This window comes from Vulgatibacter incomptus, from assembly GCF_001263175.1.
GTDB classification, from domain to species: domain Bacteria; phylum Myxococcota; class Myxococcia; order Myxococcales; family Vulgatibacteraceae; genus Vulgatibacter; species Vulgatibacter incomptus.
This window is the reverse complement of record NZ_CP012332.1, coordinates 3,239,589-3,257,822: the sequence shown is the minus strand read 5'-3', so window position 1 is coordinate 3,257,822 and position 18,234 is coordinate 3,239,589. Positions and strand designations below refer to the sequence as shown.

Annotated in this window: 8 protein-coding genes and 1 pseudogene; 8 read left to right on the top strand and 1 reads right to left on the bottom strand. The window is 63.6% G+C overall.

Features of this window, described 5'->3' with window-relative positions; all coding sequences use genetic code 11:
• Positions 1-8 precede the first annotated feature (8 nt).
• The 3 genes from uppP (at position 9) to AKJ08_RS13450 (ending at position 2,723) form a co-directional block, all read left to right on the top strand.
• On the top strand, positions 9-896 hold the full coding sequence (uppP, locus tag AKJ08_RS13460; protein WP_050726540.1) for an undecaprenyl-diphosphatase UppP: 888 nt from the start codon (positions 9-11) through the stop codon (positions 894-896).
• The gene (locus AKJ08_RS13455) at positions 893-1,513 is read left to right on the top strand and encodes an NUDIX hydrolase (RefSeq protein WP_082343162.1); all 621 of its coding nucleotides are present in this window, start codon (positions 893-895) and stop codon (positions 1,511-1,513) included. Before uppP ends, AKJ08_RS13455 begins: the two co-directional genes overlap by 4 nt.
• A 145-nt stretch (positions 1,514-1,658) precedes the next feature.
• Entirely contained in the window at positions 1,659-2,723 is a 1,065-nt protein-coding gene (locus AKJ08_RS13450; RefSeq protein ID WP_050726538.1) for a mannose-1-phosphate guanylyltransferase, read from the top strand.
• 1,102 nt (positions 2,724-3,825) lie between these two features.
• Here the strand turns inward: AKJ08_RS13450 and AKJ08_RS13445 are convergent.
• A protein-coding gene (locus AKJ08_RS13445) for an IS3 family transposase (RefSeq protein ID WP_157370678.1) occupies positions 3,826-5,339 on the bottom strand; the annotation gives its coding sequence in 2 pieces (ribosomal slippage) (positions 3,826-4,877 and positions 4,877-5,339; 1,515 coding nt in all).
• Between the two features lie 147 nt (positions 5,340-5,486).
• Between AKJ08_RS13445 and AKJ08_RS19400 the strand changes: the two genes are divergently transcribed.
• The 5 genes and pseudogenes from AKJ08_RS19400 to AKJ08_RS20930 all read left to right on the top strand — a co-directional run.
• Positions 5,487-5,768, top strand: a complete 282-nt coding sequence (locus tag AKJ08_RS19400; RefSeq protein WP_157370677.1) for a hypothetical protein — start codon at positions 5,487-5,489, stop codon at positions 5,766-5,768.
• Positions 5,769-6,215: 447 nt separating this feature from the next.
• Positions 6,216-9,404 (top strand): Tc toxin subunit A, encoded by a 3,189-nt coding sequence (locus AKJ08_RS13435; protein ID WP_169788829.1) that lies wholly within the window; start codon positions 6,216-6,218, stop codon positions 9,402-9,404.
• Positions 9,405-9,485: 81 nt separating this feature from the next.
• Positions 9,486-13,835, top strand: a complete 4,350-nt coding sequence (locus tag AKJ08_RS13430) for a neuraminidase-like domain-containing protein (protein WP_169788828.1) — start codon at positions 9,486-9,488, stop codon at positions 13,833-13,835.
• A gap of 17 nt (positions 13,836-13,852) precedes the next feature.
• Positions 13,853-17,605, top strand: coding sequence for a Tc toxin subunit A-related protein (locus tag AKJ08_RS13425; RefSeq protein ID WP_169788827.1), 3,753 nt, complete (start codon positions 13,853-13,855; stop codon positions 17,603-17,605).
• 241 nt (positions 17,606-17,846) lie between these two features.
• Positions 17,847-18,062: pseudogene (locus tag AKJ08_RS20930) on the top strand (hypothetical protein); the annotation flags it as partial.
• Positions 18,063-18,234: the final 172 nt, after the last annotated feature.

The window sequence follows — 18,234 nt, the reverse complement described above, 5'->3', positions numbered from 1 at the left end:
GCAAAGACGTGACACTCCTCCAGGCCATCGTCCTCGGCATCGTCCAGGGACTCACCGAGTTCCTCCCGATCTCCTCTACGGCCCACCTCCGGATCGTCCCGGCGCTCCTGGGCTGGCAAGATCCCGGCGCGGCGTTCTCCGCCGTGATCCAGATCGGCACCGTGCTCGCCGTGCTCATCTACTTCCGCAAGGATCTCTGGGCGATGGTGACCGGCTTCCTCCGGGGCCTGCGCGCCGGAAAGCCCCTCGAGGATCCGCATGCGCGCCTCGGTCTCTTCATCGTCGCGGGAACCGTCCCCGTGGTCGCCGCCGGCCTCCTCTTCCAGAAGGTGATCAAGAGCGAGCTGCGCAGCCTCTACGTGATCGCAGCCTCGCTCCTCGTCGTGGGCCTGGCGATGGCCTGGGCCGACCGCCGGGCCGTGCTCTCCAAGCTGCGGCAGGACGGGGAGGGCGTGAGCTTCCGCGACGCGCTCTTCATCGGCTTCGCCCAGATGTTCGCGCTCATCCCCGGCGTCTCGCGCTCGGGCTCCACCATCGCCGCCGGCCTCGTCAGGGGCCTGCCGCGTGCCGAGGCAGCGCGCTTCTCCTTCCTCCTCTCGATCCCGGCCGTCACGGGAGCCGGGCTGAAGGAGCTCCTCGATCTGCGCCACGAAGGCGGCCTCGAGGGCGACGGCCTGATGCTCGTGATCGTCGCCACCGTCGTCTCCTTCGTCGTGGGCTACGCCGCGATCGCGGGCCTCATCGCCTTCCTCAAGAAGCGCTCCGTGATGGTCTTCGTCGGCTACCGGATCCTCCTCGCCGTGGCGCTCCTGGGCATGCTCGGTGCCGGCGTCATCTCCCACTTGGATGGCGCGGAAGCCTCCGTCGTCGTCGTGCCGGCGGACGGCGGGCGGTGAGCGAGGAAGCGGGGGTCGCGTCGATTCGGGCGGCGTTGGCGGGGCGCGAGGTCGGTGTCCTGACGGAGCGGGGCCTCTCGGTCGAGGGCCTTCGCCCGGCGTCGGTGCTCGTCCCCGTCTACGAGGATGCCCAGGGCGCGGGCATCGTCCTCCTCCGCCGCAGCGATCATCTGGGAAAGCACGCGGGGCAGATCGCCTTTCCCGGCGGGGGCCGCGAGCCGGGAGAGACCGAGCTCGACTGCGCCCTGCGCGAAGCCAGGGAGGAGGTCGGGATCGACCCCGAGCGCGTCGAGATCCTCGGCCGCCTCGACCGCTACCCCACGATCACCGGCTACCTCGTCTCGCCCTTCGTCGCCAGGCTCGACTGGCCCCACCGCCTCGAGCCCGATCCGGAGGAGGTCGCCGCCATCCTCTACGCTCCCGTCGCCAGGCTAATCGCGCCGGGCACCCTGCGCGTCGCCGAGGCCTCGCGCTCCCATCCGGTGAACTTCTTCGCCCTCGACGACGAGGTGATCTGGGGCGCCACCGCCCGGATGCTCCGGCAGCTCCTCGAGCTCGCCCTGGGCAGGCCCCTCGTCCCAAGCGGCGAAGTTCCTTGGGAAAAGGTCCGCTGGTAGGCGCGTCCGACCCTCAGGGGTCGGTGCACGAAAGCGCCTGAACCGTCACACATCGGGGGCGCCCGGCCGCCGTTCGAGCCACCGGAGCGCGGTCCCGGCGTGAGCCTTGGCTCATCCGGGGAGGGGGCTTCCGATGAGTGCTTCGATGCGTCTGCATCCGGTGATCCTCGCCGGCGGGAGCGGCACCCGCTTCTGGCCGCTCTCCCGCAGGCGGCGACCCAAGCAGCTCCTGGCGCTGGCGTCCAACCTGCCGCTGATCGCGGAGACCGCGGCGCGCCTCGAGGGGCTCTGCGACACCGCCGACATCCTCACCGTCTGCGGCAGGGCCCACGCGCACTCCATCCGCCGACTGCTCCCTCGTGTCGCGTCCAAGGGCATCCTCGTCGAGCCCGTCGCCCGGAACACCGCCGCCGCCATCGGCCTCGCCTCGCTCGTCGTGCGCGCGCGGGATCCCAACGGCGTCCTCGCCGTGCTCCCCTCCGACCACGCGATCCTGAATCGCCAGGCTTTCCACGACGCCGTGCGCGACGCGGCCCGGACTGCGTCCCAGGGACCCCTCGTCACCATCGGCATCCGGCCCACCCGCCCCGAGACCGGCTTCGGCTACATCAAGGTGGGCGAGACCCACCCAAAGGGCGCGCGCAAGGTCCTCTCCTTCGTCGAGAAGCCCGACCTCGCCAAGGCCCAGAGCTACCTGCACTCCGGCGACTACCTCTGGAACGCGGGGATGTTCGTGTTCCGCGCCGACCGCATGCTCGAGGAGCTCCAGACGCACGCCCCCGACTGCGCCGCCGCCCTGGCCAAGATCGAGCCCTTCGTCGGCACCCAGGGCTTTGCGCGCGCCCTTGCGCGCTGGTTCCCCGAGTGCCCTTCCGTCTCCATCGACTACGCCGTCATGGAGAAGGCCGAGGACCTCGCCGTCGTCCCCGCCGAGCTGGGCTGGTCCGATCTGGGCTCCTTCGCGTCGCTGCCCGACGTGCGCAAGGCCGACGGCACCGGAAACGTCGTCGACGGAGACGTCCTCTTCTTCGACGCCTCCCGAAACGTCGTCATCGGCCAGCGCACCAAGCCGATCGCCCTCATCGGCTGCTCCGACCTCGTGGTGATCGACGCCGGCGACGCCGTCCTGGTGTGCTCCCGCGAGCGCGCCCAGGAGGTCCGCAGGGTCGTCGAGGCTCTCGAGGCCCGCGGCGACGAGCGGCTGCTCTGACGCCTTGCGATCCCCACTGACGGCCGGTTCGTCGTACCCTCCGTGTAATGTTCGGAACCGAAATGATCCGAACGCCGACGAACCTGCCATTCAAGAGGGGAAGGAGCCTGCTACGACTGCGCGGGCACGAGGCCCATGCAGTTGCGCTTTGCCACGGCGTCCACCGCCGAGGAATACGTCCGGAAAAAGGAATGGCGTCGAGCGCACCTTCCCGAGTGCCCACTCCACCCGAAGAGATCGTGTGGCTTTCGTCGTCACGGATCCTACGAGCGGGTCTGGCCGGAGGGGTGCCGTGTCGCCCGCTACTACTGCACCGAGGAGCGGATGACGTTCAGCCTGCTCCCGGACTTCCTCGCGTCGCGCTTGCAGGGCTCGCTCGACGAGCTCGAGGAGGTTGTCCTCGAGGTCGAGAGGGCTGGGAGCCCTGAGAAGGCCGCGAACCTCCTTCGGACCGACATCGAGCTCCCTGGGGCGATTCGGTGGATTCGAAGGCGGTACAAGGCTACGCGAGCCGCAATCGCAATTGCGCTCGTGGTAGCTCCCGGACTCATCACACCGTGTGATCCAACCATTCATGCGCTTCGGGCGCAATTTTCCGACCAGCGAGCCCTCGTCCGCTTGCGCGAAATCGCCGCCCAACACCTGTATTGGGTGCCTCCCTACCTTGGATTGGAGCCCGGCCCGAGATCTAGCCGACCTGCACGCCAACACGAAGTGGGGCCGGATCCGCCGCCTGAGTGCCAGTAGGGTGGCAGGCGCTGTCGGTGACCGAGGAGGGGTCGTTCATTGAATAAGAAATCGGTGGAGGTTGCGAAGTCCCCCGGGGCGAACCAGGCGGTAGCAGCGCGGGAGTCGGGGATTCGGCCATCCACGTACGTAACGTAAGGGACGGTTTCGTCGAGTGTGGGCTTTTATGTGGTCCCATTCGACGACCGGCCCGGGAGCCATCCAAGTCCATCGATTCTTGAAGGTTGCCGCGCCGAGGCGAAGGCGTGACCTGAATTGATACGAAATGAAGGGTTCCGGCTTACTCAGGTCCCGCCTACTCTAACCAAATCGTGCGCAGCGTCGGTGAGTGTCAACATAGTTGTCGCCTCCCCGGTCATGCGGCCGCGGTCCTCTCTGGCGTGAGCCTTACGTGCTGAATGCGAGACCAGTTTCTCGTAGAACCGCTCCAGCGTTCGGGCCACCGCTCGCGCGCAGCCGCATAGACGCCAGCACGCTTCTCGAGAATCGCGAGGTCCTGTCCGGCATGGCGCTGCGCGGGAGTCACAAACCGGATTCCACTGTGGAGGTGCGTCGCGTTGTACCAAGCGACGAAACTCTCGACCCAGGCGCGTGCCACGGCGAGCGAGGTGAACGGCCTCGACGGGAAGTCAGGCCGATACTTCATCGTGCGGAAGTGCGCCTCCGCGAACGCGTTGTCGTTGCTCACCCGGGGGCGGCTGAACGACGGGACGACGCCGAGCACCTGAAGCGTGGCCTGCAAGGTCGAGCCCTTCATCGCCGCGCCGTTGTCGGCGTGGAACACCATGCCGCTCGGATTGACGTCCCAACGCCGGCAGGTCTCGACGAAGAGCTCCTTCGCAAGCTCCTCGGACTCGACGTCGTGCACGGCCCAGCCCACTACCTTCCGACTCCAGAGATCGAGGATCGTGTAGAGGCGAAAGAACATGCCGCGAATCGGTCCCCGCAGATACGTGATGTCCCAAACCCAGACCTGGTTCGGCCCGGTGGCGACATGCTCAGGCCGCTTGCGACGCATTGGAGGCCGCGACGCCTGCCGGTGCTTCAGAAGCTTTTCCCTGCGGAGCAAGCGGTAGATCGTCGCCTCGGAAGCGACGTAGGTGCCTTCATCGGCAAGGAGCGGAACGATCTGCGCGGGCGACAAATCCCGGAACCTGGGCGAGGTTACGAGCGCGAGAATCCTCTGCTGCTCGGCCTCGCTGAGCTTGTTTCGCGGCGCCGTCAGCGGCCCACATCGGAGATCGTCCTCGGCTCCTGCGCGCCATCGCTGCACCGACCGAGCGCTCAAGCCAATCTCCTCGCAGGCTCTCTCGAATCTTGCGCCGCTGACGACAGCCTCGTCGAGGAGTTCGAGGATCACCTTCCGCTCTTCCCGTCCGTGTCGTCGTCCTCGTCCCCCCAGATCTCCTGCACTTTTTTTTTGAGGACGAGGAGCGCGGCGGTCTCCGCGAGCGCCTTCTCCTTACGCCTGAGCTCGCGCTCGAGCTCGCGAACCCGCTTCGCATCAGGCCCAACAGAACGACGCGCTGCTGCGCTCCCAAGGCTAGCGACGGCAGTTGCGCGCCACCCATCGAGCTGGGCTTTGTGCAGTCCCTTCTGGCGGAGGTACGAGCCGAGCTCGTCATCACTCAAGCTCGCTGTCTCGATCAGGACCTGCAGCTTTTCCTCGCTGGTCCACTGGCGGGTGCTCTTGTCGTCGCGGTCGTCCATCTTGACGCCGAGCCTACCCGCATCCAGCAGCCAACGGGAGAGCGTCGCCTGGGCAATCCCGGACTGCCTTGCAAGCGCAGTCGCCGACATCGCGTGCGGCCCCGTAAGCTTCTCCACCATCTTCGCCTTGAACGCCTCGGAGTACGGAGTCCGACCCATCTCCAACCTGCTCTTCGCCCCCTACGTGATCGACCTACGCTGTCACGACGCGGCGACAACTACGCTGACACAGGGGGGCGTCGTCAGTCCCGCGGGGAGCGCTCTTGGGGGTCTACCAGAGGAGCCAATGGACAAGGGAGGAACAACATGAGTGAATCGAAGAACAGTCCAATTCAGGAAGGCACTTCTCCCGCTCTCCTCGGGGAACATGACGCGTACTGCGTCGAGCGTCCGATGGCCGGTTGGAAGGCCATCGCGGAACACCTTGGAATCTCCGAGGTCACCGCAAAGCGGTTGGTTGCTCGGGGTCTTCCGATTCACCGCCCGGCGGATGGAACGGTCTTTGCGTTCCCTGCGGCGATCAACAAGTGGATCCGAGGAGCAGATAAACGGAATCCGGGAAAGCCAGAAGGAGCGGAAGCTTTTTGATCTGATCTGCCGTTTCGCCTCGGGGCCAAGCCGACAATCGAATCCTCACTGGAATCGTAAGGTCGACTGATGCGCCCTGTCTGAAGATTGACGCCCCTGTCGACAACGCGGGGGCGCCGATCTTCGTTCCTGGAGGACGAGGGGACGACCTCCCAGGAAACTCAGAAATCCGGTCGCCTCCTCCGCGTGGAGGGCGGTCCGGCCCCCGCCCCAAAATACTCAATTTCGCATTCGTTCGCTCATCGGTTCGTTCGCTGAAGAGACGGCCGCCCTCTTTCATCGAGGGTAGTCGGCTCATGATGGGTCGATCATATTGAGCCGATTTGACACGAAAAGATACCAGCCGATCGGTTGCTGTCTGAAGCCTGAATGCGTGATTGTTCCGAGAACATTTCTCTACGGAGTGACCAAGAGATGAATAAAGTTACGTACCCACTGAAGATGAACATGAAGGGTCCCGAAGTCGCCGACTTGCAGGACGCACTGCTTGCGCTCCTCGATCGAGGCACGATCTTCCCCAACGACCCAGGTAGTCGATACGAGTACACCAAAAGGATCCAGGAGGAGCGGACATCGGAGTTCTTCGGAGATCACACGAGTTACGTTGTCTACACCTTCCAGAAAGATTCAGGCCTTTCGGCCAGCGGAGAGGTCGATAGCGCAACCGCCGACGCGCTGAACAAGCTCTTCAGCGAGGGAGGGCCGGTCAATGTGAACGTGACGGTCATCATCCCGAGCCAAGGCCAGGTCGTTAGCGGACTGGTCCGCCGGGAGGGGGACCTCGTTCCGATGCAGGGCGTTCCCGTCAGCGCCTTCCATGGTGGCGGGACTGGAGTACGCCTAGGGGCGGATGTCACAGACGCTGAAGGTCGCTACACGATCCGCTACGAGCCCCTCCCCGAAAACCCGTCCGTCGACCTTCGCGTCGTGGCGATGAATGAGAAGGGCGCTCCCCTTGCGAGCTCCCCCGTCCGCAGCGCCGCGAAAAAGTGGGAGACCATCGACCTCAGCGTACCCGTCGCGTTGAGCTCTTCCTCGAGGAGGATCGGCGGCAGGGTCCGCTTCGAGAACGGCATGCCCGCAGAAAGCCTGGCGCTCAAACTCTACAGACGCAACTTCGGTGGAACCGCCGCCTCGTTGCTGGGCAACACCAATACGCTCAAAGGCGGCGTCTACTCCATTTCGTTCACCCCAGTTGGCAATCCGATGGTTTTGGAGATCCGGGCTCTCAGCGGAACAACGGAGACCACACTCTCGAAGCCGTTCACTCTCTCTTTGGAAGAGACGCCGCCCGTGGTGGATCTCGTGGCCCCGACCTCGATTCGGCCGCCGGATTCCGAGTACAAGCGGCTCACCGCCGACGTGGCGAAGTTCGCTACCCTGCAGAGCCTGGCTACCGCGCAGGAAAGCGCTGATCGTCAGGACCTCTCCTATTTGAACCGCATGACCGGCTGGGATGCGAGGCTCCTGGCTCTCGGCGCCTCTGCGCAACGCCTCGCCGGAGATGTGAGCATTGGACTCTCGACCGAGGTTCTGTACGGACTTCTCCGCGCGGGGATGCCTTCGGAAAAGTCGCTCCTCGCACAGGTCGATCCCGGCGTCGCCGATGACGCGATTCGGAAGGTCCGTGACGAAGGGATCATCACCCTGGACGACCAGGCTCTGGCGCAGTTCAAAGGAAAGTTCACCGCCTTCTCGAGCGCGGTGAGGCTCTCGGTGCCGTTGCCCGGATCGAGGTCGACATACGCGGAGATGCTCGATGCCTCCCCCGGCCTCAGCGCCTCCGATCGAACGAAATTTGCGGAGGTCTTCCTCGACCACAGCGGCGGCTCGGGCGACCTCTGGCAGGCCGCTCTCGACAAGGGCCTCAGCGCCACTCAGGTGAGCACCCTCAAGCTCCAGGGCAAGCTGGCCTTCCTCACCGCGGGAAGCGAAAAGCTGACGACCCGGCTTCAGCAGAACCGCACCGATCCGGCGGAGCTCGTCGATCTGAATTTCGACCTCGCGGCATCGTGGGTGAATGAGATTCATGATGCTGCCGGGGTACCTCGTGGTGACAACCTCACGCCGACGCAGAAGCAGCAACTCGACGCCTTGATTCCGACCGCGTACGCCGGCGCGACCGTCGAAGCGCGCCGCAACCTCTGGGCCGAGGATTCGGCCCGCAAGATCAGGCTGAGCTACCCGACCCAGGTCATGGCCCGAAGAATCCAGCGCGACGGTCTTTTCGAGCTCGGTGCGGCCCGCGCCATCACCGCCCAGCTCCTTGGTGCCGCAGCGTCGCAGGGTTTTCGACTGGGTCAGACCCCGGTCCGAACCTTCTTCGCAACCTATACCGGAGCCAAAGCGGGGATGTCCGAGGCGGACTTCGAAGCGGCGAAGAGCCAGGTGTCGATCCTACAGCGGGTGGCTCAGATCACCCCGAGCACCGACTCGATGGCCGTGCTGTCGGCCCTCGGGATGACGTCGGCCTACGACGTCATGGCGTATAGCGAGAATGTCTTCTCGGATCTCTATGCTGCAAAATATAAGGCTCTCTACGGCGCTCTCCCCGCCTCGACAGAGCTTCACCTGGTCTATCAGAGGGCCAGGCAGGTGAGCAGCGTCACCTACAACTTGTTCGGGATCGCCAAGAAGCTCGAGAGTGAACTTCCGCTCTCTGGGATGTCCGCGCCAGCGCAGCTCCGAGACAGCGCCAAGGCACAGCTCGTCAAGCAATTCCCGACCATGGAGTCCCTCTTTGGCTCTATGGACTATTGTGAGTGCGAGCACTGTCGCTCGGTGCTCAGCCCCGCGGCCTACCTCGTCGATCTTCTGCAGTTCCTCGATCCTGAGCCGCAGGTGTGGGCGAACTTCCAGGAGCTCTGGAAGGAGACTCATGGGCAGCAGGAGTATACGTCAAAATATAAGAACCCTTACGATGCGCTCATCGCCAGGCGCCCGGATCTCGCCGCCATTCCGCTGACCTGCGAGAACACAAACACCGCGCTCCCGTACATCGATCTTGTTAACGAGATCCTCGAGTACTACGTCGCCAACGGAGCGCTGGATCCCGCGGCTGCGAGAGACACCGGGGACGCGACGACCCCCGAGCTCCTCGCCGAGCCGCAGAATATCATCCGGAAGGCCTATGAGAAGGTCAGCCTCGCCAAGTACCCCCTGGCGCTCCCGTTCGATCTCTGGATCGAGACGGCACGGGCCTTCTGTGAGCATTTCGAGGTGCCGCTGTGGCGGCTGCTCGAGATCTTCCGCCCGACGGATAAGCTCTTCGACGTGACCCGGAGCTACGATCGGGCGGCGATCTTCATGGAGTCTTTGGGGCTGTCGCCCGCCGAGGTCGGGCTCCTCACCGATCCGACCGCGCCGGACAAGTGGTTCGAGTATTACGGTTTCGGTACTGCTGACGATGCGACCACGGTCCTGGTGGACGGGAGTACGCATCAGCGGATCGACCTGAACTCCGCGAAGGCGCTCTCGCGCCGGCTCGGCGTCACTTACAAGGAGCTGACCGCGCTCATTCAGACGGCGTTCGTCAACCCGAAGCTCACGGAGCTCTCGGTGGCGTACAAGCTTGGCGTCGGCATCTCAGACGTCATGGCGTATCTCGATCCGGACAACAAGGTTCTCTTCGATTAGAATAAGGCTCTCCTCGAGAAGGATCCGGACTCGCTCTCTGATTCCGAGAAGAGGCTTTTGGAGCCGGCCCAGTGGCAGGCGATGCGGGATTATCAGGCGTTCGAAGAGCGCCTCCTAGCCTTCGGAAATACGCACGGAGTGACTCGGGCGAACCTGATCTCCGCACTTGAGGCCATTCCGTCCTCGGAAGTCTTGGTGCTCGCCGATCCGACCGCGAGCTGCGATTTCGACTCGACGACACTCCAATACGCCGACGGAAGGAACGCGGATGGAAACGCCTTCCTGCGGCTGAACCTGTTCGTACGGCTCTGGCGCAAGCTCGGCTGGACGATGGGCGAGACCGACGCGGCCCTTCGGACCTTCGTCCCAGCGGAGTCCCCCTTCGGCAATGCGCTGCGGACTGGCCTCATCTACATCGCCCACCTCAAGAGCCTGGACGAGGCGCTCCGAACCGGCAAGTCGAGCCGCGAGAAGCTCACCGCGATCTGGGCGAACCTGGGGACGTTCGGGAGCGGGTCCTTGTATGCGCAGCTCTTCCTCCGGCCGACGGTCCTGAAGGCCGATGACGTATTCGATCATCCCTACGGAGACTATTTGTCGGAGGCGTGGATCTCGGAGAAGGCGAGGGATCGCTGGTTCGAGGTCCACCTAGAGGACGTCGCGCCCGCGGACCAGATCAATTCGGCCCACTCGGAGAGGATTCTGTTCTCGTACGATGAAGAGCGCAGGATCCAGCGCCTCTCCGTCAAGGGCGTGCTCACCGACGAAGAGAAGGCGGAGCTCTCGCAGAGCCCGATGGTCGGCCTCCTATTGGACGCCGCCCAGTTGGCAGGCAGGGAATATGGCCTCTTGAAGGGTCACCTCGTGGCTCTGCAGAGGGCGCTGGGGCTCACCGCGGAGGAGGTGCGGATCGTCCTCGAGGACGCGGGTAAGTCGCTGGATAGCGCGGTGCTCTCCCTCGAGCACGTCACGCTCCTCTACCGGTACGCGCTCCTCGCCAGGGGACTCAAGCTCTCCATGCCCGAGCTGATCGCCCTGAAGCAGCTCTCCGGCCTGGATCCGTTCAAGCCTCTGCATTCCGGACCGATCTCGTCGATCGAAGGCGATCATCCATTTTCCGAAACGCTTGGTTTCGTGGAGACCGTCGAGAACGTCAAGCAGTCTTCGTTCAAGGTGGAGGATCTCGACTACCTCCTGAGGCACCGGTTTGACGAGACCGGCAAATATCGTCCCGACCGAGCGCACACGGCTGGCCTCTTTAAGAGCCTGGCCGATGGCATCGAGAGGATCCGATCCGAGCACCCGATCCCTCCCGATCCGGAGAGCATGAGTGAAGAGGAGCTCCTCCAGAAGGATCGCCTGATCCGACAGCTCGTAGTCCAAGCGCTAATCGCGGACACGGCTGCCGAGCCGGAGCTCGTCGAGTCGCTGCTCACGGACGTCCAGATGTTGGGCATGCCGAAGGCCGCGCCGAAACCCCTGCTAACGGCTTTGTCTGAGGGCCGTGGACGCGGGGTGGAAGTAGAGTTCTTCGCTTCGGAGGATGCGAGCGGATCGGCCATCTGCACGCTCGTCGTTCCGACCGCCGATACGGACCTCAAAGACGGCGCTGTTCCGCTGCGGCCCGCCGAGGCGAAGAGCGCGAGGTTCGACGGCTACCTCGAGGTGCCCACCGCGGGGGCCTACCGCATTTTCGTCGAACTTGACAAAAAGGACGCGAAAGCCGAAGTGCGCTTCGATCACCTCCCCGGAGGGCAGTTCTGGAGCGGCAAAGCGGGTGCGGACGGCGCTGTGTTGGGTGGTAAGCCGACCGAGTACCTCGAGCTCGAGCCGGGTACGCCATACAGATTCTCCATCACGCTGCAGCATTTGGGAGGCCGCGATGCGCGGGTTCGGGTCCAGGGTGAGACGCTCCCCAAGGGACCCTTGTCGCAGCTCGTGCTCTCCCCGGCCCGTTCTTTCGAGGCCGCCGTCGAGTTGCTGACGAAGGTTCTGGCTCTCGCACAGGGCCTTCGCCTGAAGGAGAGTGAGCTGCGCTACCTGCTGACCCACGCCAGTTCATTCTGCGGCCTGGATCTAAAGGCGCTGCCCACCTCCTCGGGAGGTGTTTCTCTTAAAGGCGCTAAGAAGCTGTTCGACCAGTTTCTCCGACTTCTGGGGTACGTCAGGGCGAGGAGCGTGCTCTCCGAGGGCACGGATGACCTCATCGCTGTGTTCAAAGCAGATGAGGCGGGGAAGGAAATTGGTGACCCCGGCAAGGTCTATGCAACCATCGCCAAGCTCGCCCGCCGCGACAGCGACGTGGTGAGGGACGCCGCGAAGGCGCTCCAGACCCTATCGGACTTCGACAACGAACGACCCTTGCTGCGGCTGTGGGAGGCCCTGGAGGCGATCGAGCGCATCGGCGTCTCGGTGGCCTCGGTGGTCGGCTGGACCCGGATCGTCGACAACAGAGATTCCGGTCAGAGCTTCGCGATCGCGAGGGATCTTGCAGACACAATCAAGGCCGGCTCCGAGCCGGAAGAGTGGCAGCGGATCGCAAAGCCGATCTTCGACAAGTTGCGCAAGCGCCAGCGCGACGCTCTGTCCAGCTACGTGATGCACCAGCGTGGCTTTACCCGTTTGGAGCAGCTCTACGAGTACTTCCTCATCGATCCGGGCATGGAGCCCGTCATCCAGACGTCCCGAATTCGGCTCGCGACCGCATCGGTGCAGCTCTTCGTCCAGAGATGCCTGCTCAATCTCGAGGCCGACGTCCCGCCGGCTGGCCTCATCAACGCCGCCCAGTGGGAGTGGATGAAGCGCTACAGGGTCTGGGAGGCGAACCGCAAGATCTTCCTCTTCCCCGAGAACTGGCTCGAGCCCGAATTCCGCGACGACAAGACGCACATCTTCCGAGAGTTGGAGAGCACGTTGCTTTCGGGTGACGTCTCCAACGATCTCGCCGAGGACGCGTTCCTCGCCTACCTCCGAAAGCTCGAAGAGCTCGCACGGCTCAACATCGTGGCCATGCACATCGAGAATAAGATTGATCCTGCACAGAATACGCTGCACGTCATCGGGCGCACATATGCCGAGCCGTACAAGTATTTCTATCGTCGGTACGTGGGCCAGATGTGGACCCCCTGGGAGCCCGTGACCGCGGAGATCGAGGGAGACCACCTCGCGCCGGTAGTCTGGCGTGACAGGCTCTACCTCTTCTGGGTCACCTTCGTCGAGAAGCCGGCTCAGAGGGCTTCGGAGTCATTGGATCTCACGGACACAGAGGACCTCACTGTCAAGGTCGAGTCCGATCTGGAGGCGCAGCTTCATTGGAGCGAGTATCTCAACGGTGAGTGGCTGACGCGGGAGTCCGGCGGGCCCTCGACGTTGGACGATCAGCGGATCACGGCTACATGGCGCGACGGCAACAAGTTCGACAAGGACATCCGCTCCATCTCCGTTCATGTCTCCAAGGAACGCGATGGGGAGGCCGGGGAGGAGCGTGGCGTCTTCGTGCATCTGGGCGACCCGTTTGAGAATGCATTCTATCTCGAGAGCCGGAATAGCCTCCCAGAGAAGAGGAAACGAAAGGAGGTGCCCGACAACGTGTATAGTTCGAGCATTATTAATGCTACGCAGTATCTAGGCAAGGCAGACGGCGGCCAGTTCACCGTGAGTTTTGCGCCCCATAGGGAGACGTCACAGTCTAGTTCGACCGGAGAAAAGAAGCCGCTTGCCATCCTGGGTAATACCGGGAAGCACTCGATCCTGACTGCCGACCACGACATCGATCTTCATCCGGATCTCGCGTCGATTGCTGCTCGCGATCCGACCGCGGTGAAGGCTGCCATCAAGGCGGGCCTCAATGAGGTCGCCGCGCTGACGAAGCCGATCTTCTATCAAGACTCCAGGAACACGCTCTTCGTCGAGCCACGGGTAACGGAGCGAACGGTCGAGGAGTGGGATGAATGGCTGACGCGCATGCCCGGGCCTCTCAAGCTGCTGGACCTCGACAAGACGTTCGTACACAAGCAGTTCCCAATTCCGGACCTAGCGGGTCCGATCGTGTCGGTTCGGATTAATCCCGATCCCTACTCTAAGCGGCAGGTGCAGGACGGATCGGATTGGCTGGTGAACTCCGGGACGGCCATCCTTTACGACAACAACCCCATCGGCGCGCGAGGTCGTCTGGACGTCCGAGTTCTCGCTCACGAGGAGCTCGCCACGGCCGTCGCGTCGGGTGAGGTGACCGTGCCGGTCCATCCCGCGAGCAGTCTGCCGGCGGGCGACACAGGGCGTCTCGTGGGCGACGCGAAGGCCCTCGCGCAGGCCGGCCTCACGAGCGCCGCGGGAGGACTCAATCTCGTCGGGCCTGCCGGCATGAACGCCGCGCTCGGGGAGCATCTCGCAGCGATTTCCGGTGTTTCGTCCAGCAAAGCCATTAAGTAGCGATCAGGAGAGAAGCCATGGAACGTTTTAATTCTAATCTACAGTATATCAATCAAAAAGAAGCAGAGACTTGGTTCATCGCGTCGGCGATTTACGGAAAGAAGGACGCGAAGTACGTTGTCATCCAGGATCGCGACGTCCGCTATCGGTTCCATTCTCACTCCCACCCCTACATCGGCCAGCTCGTCCAAAGGTTGCTCCGCGGCGGCGTGCGGGGGCTCCAGGCGGCGGACACGGACTACGTGAAGGGCGGGATCTCTCTCCCGGGAAGCGTGGAGGTCTCTCTGCCGAAGGACGCTATCGTCAACCTGAGCGCACAGTCCGAGATCACGCTCCTCGCGAGCGTCGAGGCCACGCTCTCGGGTGGCCAGAAGATCACGCTGACGCCCGCGAAGGCGCTCGCCGTGGGTGGCACGCCGTCTGCGTCTGTCGGGGCGCCCGCGGCGGTGATCCTGATTGACGGGATTGGCGTGACGCCGCACGCAGGTTCGGACATCGTTTTGAACCCGAGGCAGGCGGGCATCCTCGTGAGCGGCGTGGAGGTCAAGCTGCGAGGGGCGACGTCGGTCACGCTCCCGGACGGCAGGTCGGCGACGTTGCCCGCGAGCACTTCGGTCGTAGCGAGAGGCGGATCGCAGATCGAAATCGCTAGTGGCACGCGAGTGGTGTTCGTTAAGAGCCAGCAGCGGCCCGTACTCTATGATGGATCTTTTTTCCAGAAAGAGTATGACCCGTCGCGCCTCGTCTTGAAGCCGTATCCAGCCAAGGAGCTCGATTTTTCCTCGGGCGGCGCCTATTCGGCCTACAACTGGGAAGTCTTCTTTCACGCGCCGCTCGCCATCGCCATCCATCTGAGCCAGAACCAGCGCTTCGCGGAAGCCCAGCAGTGGTTCCATTACCTCTTCGACCCGACCGATGACAGCGAGGGCCCGACCCCCGCACGCTTCTGGAAGGTTCGTCCGTTCCAGTCGGCGGACGTGAGGCAGATCCAGGACCTCCTGGTCAACCTCGCTACCGGCGCCGACGAGGAGCTTCGAAACGAGACGGTACGAAGCATTGAAGCCTGGAGCAACGCGCCCTTCCGGCCGCACGTCATCGCCCGGTATCGCCACCCGGCCTACATGTACAAGACGGTCATGGCCTACCTGGACAACCTCATCGCCTGGGGGGACTCGTTGTTCCGGCAGGATACCGGCGAGGCCATCGATGAAGCTCTCATGGTCTATGTGTTGGCGGCGAACATCCTGGGCCCCCGCCCGGAGGCCGTACCGAAGGTGGGCTCCGTCCGCCCGCAGACCTACGTAAACCTGAGGAAGGATCTCAAGCAGTTCGGGACGGTGATGCGAGAAGTAGAGGCGGATATCCCCTTCGCCGTGTTGCCCTTCCCGACGGAGACCTCGGGATCGAGCGCGCACGTCGCCACGATCCGCAGCCTTGGGAAGGCGCTCTACTTCGGGGTCCCGCGGAACGACAAGCTGCTCGGATATTGGGACACCGTCGCGGATCGTCTCTTCAAGATCCGCAACAGCCTCAACCTCCAGGGAGTCTTTCGACAGCTCGCGCTCTTCGAGCCGCCCATCGATCCGGCGCTCCTGGCCCGAGCCGCCGCCGCCGGTCTTGATGTCGGGAGCATCGTCAATGGCCTGAGCCAGCCCCTGCCCCTGGTCCGCTTCCAGGTCCTGGTGCAGAAGGCCAACGAGCTCGTCCAGGAGGTCAAGTCGCTCGGGAGTGGCCTTCTCTCGGCCATGGAGAAGGAAGACGGCGAGTCGCTCGCGATCCTGCGCGCGAAGCATGAGCGCACGGTCTTGGGGATGGCGGAGCAAATCAAGTACGGCCAACTTCAGGAGGCCATCAAGGCGAAGGAAGGGCTGATCAAGTCCCTCGAACTCGCCGTGCAGCGCTACTCCTACTACGAGCTGCAGCTCGGAAAGGGGCCCGACGAGATCGAGCAGGCGATTCCGGGACTGGATGAGCTGGATCGAGAGAGCCTGGAAAAGCTCAAGTTCGCGATGACCGAGCCCGTGGGCGCCCTGCGTGACATCGAGATCGACATTGCCTCGTCCCTTGGCGAGTCGGGCGGGAAGATCGTCAGCAGCCACGAACTGGCCGAGATCAAGAGGCTGTCGGAAGCTCGCGACTCGAGCCGGTCTGCCTCGGCGAAGGAACAGGTGGGCGCGGGGCTTAGCACGATCCCTGAATTCTCGATCAACCTGGCGCCCTTGGGTGTGGGAACTAGCACGAGTTACGGCGGTTCCGGGGCGTCACGCGTGATGTCGTTCTGGGCGAGCTATGCGCGGGCAGACGCCGACAAGCTCACCTTCGAGGCCTCCAACTCAGCCCGGGTGGGCTCCTTCAGCCGGCGCGAACAGGACTGGGCGTTCCAGAGCAACTTGGCGGCCGGCGAGATCGCCCAGACCTTCAAGCAGCTCCGTGCCGCGCAGCTTCGTGAAGCCATCGCCGAGCAGGAGCTGAAGAGCCATCGGAAGCAGATGGAGCAGGCCGGAGAGATCGATCGCTTCCTGAACGAAGAGGGGACGCAGTCTTCGGGGAAGAAGACGAACAAGGCGCTCTACGCCTGGATGAAGCGAGAGGTGAAGGGGCTCTATTCTCAGTGCTTCCAGCTCGCCTTCGACGTCGCCAAGCGAGCCGAGCGCGCCTTGCAGCACGAGCTCGGGAACCGGGACCAGACCTTCCTCCAGTTCGGTTACCTCGCCGGAAACGAGGGCCTCCTGGCCGGCGAGAAGCTCGCCCTCGATGTCAAGCGAATGGAGGTGGCGTACCACGAGCTGAACCACCGCGAGTACGAGATGACCAAACATGTGAGCTTGCTCCAGGTAGATCCCCGAGCTCTCCTCAGCCTCAGGAGGACGGGGCGTTGTACAGTGGAGCTTCCCGAGGCTCTCTTCGACATGGATTGGCCGGGCCACTTCTTCCGTCGCATCAAGACGGTCGGTGTCAGCATCCCGTGCGTGAGCGGACCGTATGCGAGCGTCAACTGCACGCTGAGCCTTCTCAAGAGCCGAATTCGGAAGACGCCGATCCTCAAGGACGGCGCCTACGCTCGCGACGGCGCGGAAGACGATCGTTTCGAAGACTATCTCGGCAGCGTACAGTCGATCGTCACGAGCTCGGCGCAGAACGACGGCGGCCTGTTCGAGACGAACTTGCGCGACGAGCGGTATCTACCGTTCGAAAACTCGGGCGCGGACAGCGAGTGGCAGCTCGAGTTGCCCGGGAACCCGACCAAGGGGGATCCGGTCCAGTTCGACTTCGAGACGATCAGCGATGTCATCCTGCACGTCCGCTATACCGCTCGTGAAGGCGGGTCGTTGCTCCGAGATAAGGCCGTCTCGAACTTGAAGGAGCTAATCGCCGCGTCCAGCGCCGCCGGATCCGTCCGCCTGTTCTCGATCCGAGATGAGTTCCCGAGCGAATGGGCGAGGTTCCAGGCGCAGGTTCCCAGCGTCGGCCAGCGATTCGCCTTGGAGTTCAAGCTTGGCCCCGAACACTATCCGTTCTGGAGCAAGGGCCTCCTCGGTCGCGTGCAGCGGGCCGATCTCTTCGCGCTCAGCGGCAACGCGAGGGTCGAAGTGTCCGCCAGCCCCGACGGGTCCGATGGCGATACCCTCAATCCGGACGAAACCGTGGGGACCTTGCTGAAGGGCCAGTTCAAGGGTTTCCCCGCGAACCCGGTGGGCGATATCAAGCTCTACTTCGACGACAAGGTGAGTGATCTCTGGCTCGCCGTTACCTGGGGCGCTTCTGGCTGAGGCTGAAAATTCGGCTCTCCTGATACTATCGTAGATCGGCCAGGAGGGGAGATCGTAGTGGACGCCACGTGAATCCCGCTGGATTGGGCTTGTCTTGGGCCCAACCAGGCGGCGAGGCAACGTGGCGTCCATCTACAGGGCATGGAAGCGGCTGCCCGGAGTCGAGCACGTCGCTATCGAGGACTGGGAATTCGAGAAGGAGAGCGACCTGGTCGCGCGTGCGCTCTAGAAGAACCGCGAGACTCTGACGTCGAAGCAGAAGGCGACGCTCTCGTGGCTCCAGGAAGCGAACGGGCTCGTATACCGGGCGTACCCGCTGAATGAATCCCTCCGGGAGGTCTTCCGAGAGAGCTGTCTGGGCTCTGCCCACGTCCGCCTCGGCGCATTCCGGCACCCACATACAAGTCATGAGAGCCGACAAGTCTCAGATTTTGTTGCAATCAACTTGAAGTATTAAGCTTCGACTGTACGTGCCTATTTAAGATTGGGGTGTTATTATGCCAGTATACGACGAGCGCGAAAAGATCGCGTCGAGCGGCGCGGCAACAGCTGATCGCGCGATGGACGCGAGGGGATCAACTGCGTCTTCGGCTCGAAACAATTTGGGGCCTTCCTCGAGCTTGGTCCCG

Excerpts from the sequence above, each read along its gene's own strand:
- AKJ08_RS13450 (WP_050726538.1), top strand. The coding sequence starts at position 1,659 with ATGCGTCTGCATCCGGTGATCCTCGCCGGCGGGAGCGGCACCCGCTTC.
- AKJ08_RS19400 (WP_157370677.1), top strand. The coding sequence starts at position 5,487 with ATGAGTGAATCGAAGAACAGTCCAATTCAGGAAGGCACTTCTCCCGCT.
- AKJ08_RS13435 (WP_169788829.1), top strand. The coding sequence starts at position 6,216 with ATGAAGGGTCCCGAAGTCGCCGACTTGCAGGACGCACTGCTTGCGCTC.
- AKJ08_RS13430 (WP_169788828.1), top strand. The coding sequence starts at position 9,486 with ATGCGGGATTATCAGGCGTTCGAAGAGCGCCTCCTAGCCTTCGGAAAT.
- AKJ08_RS13425 (WP_169788827.1), top strand. The coding sequence starts at position 13,853 with ATGGAACGTTTTAATTCTAATCTACAGTATATCAATCAAAAAGAAGCA.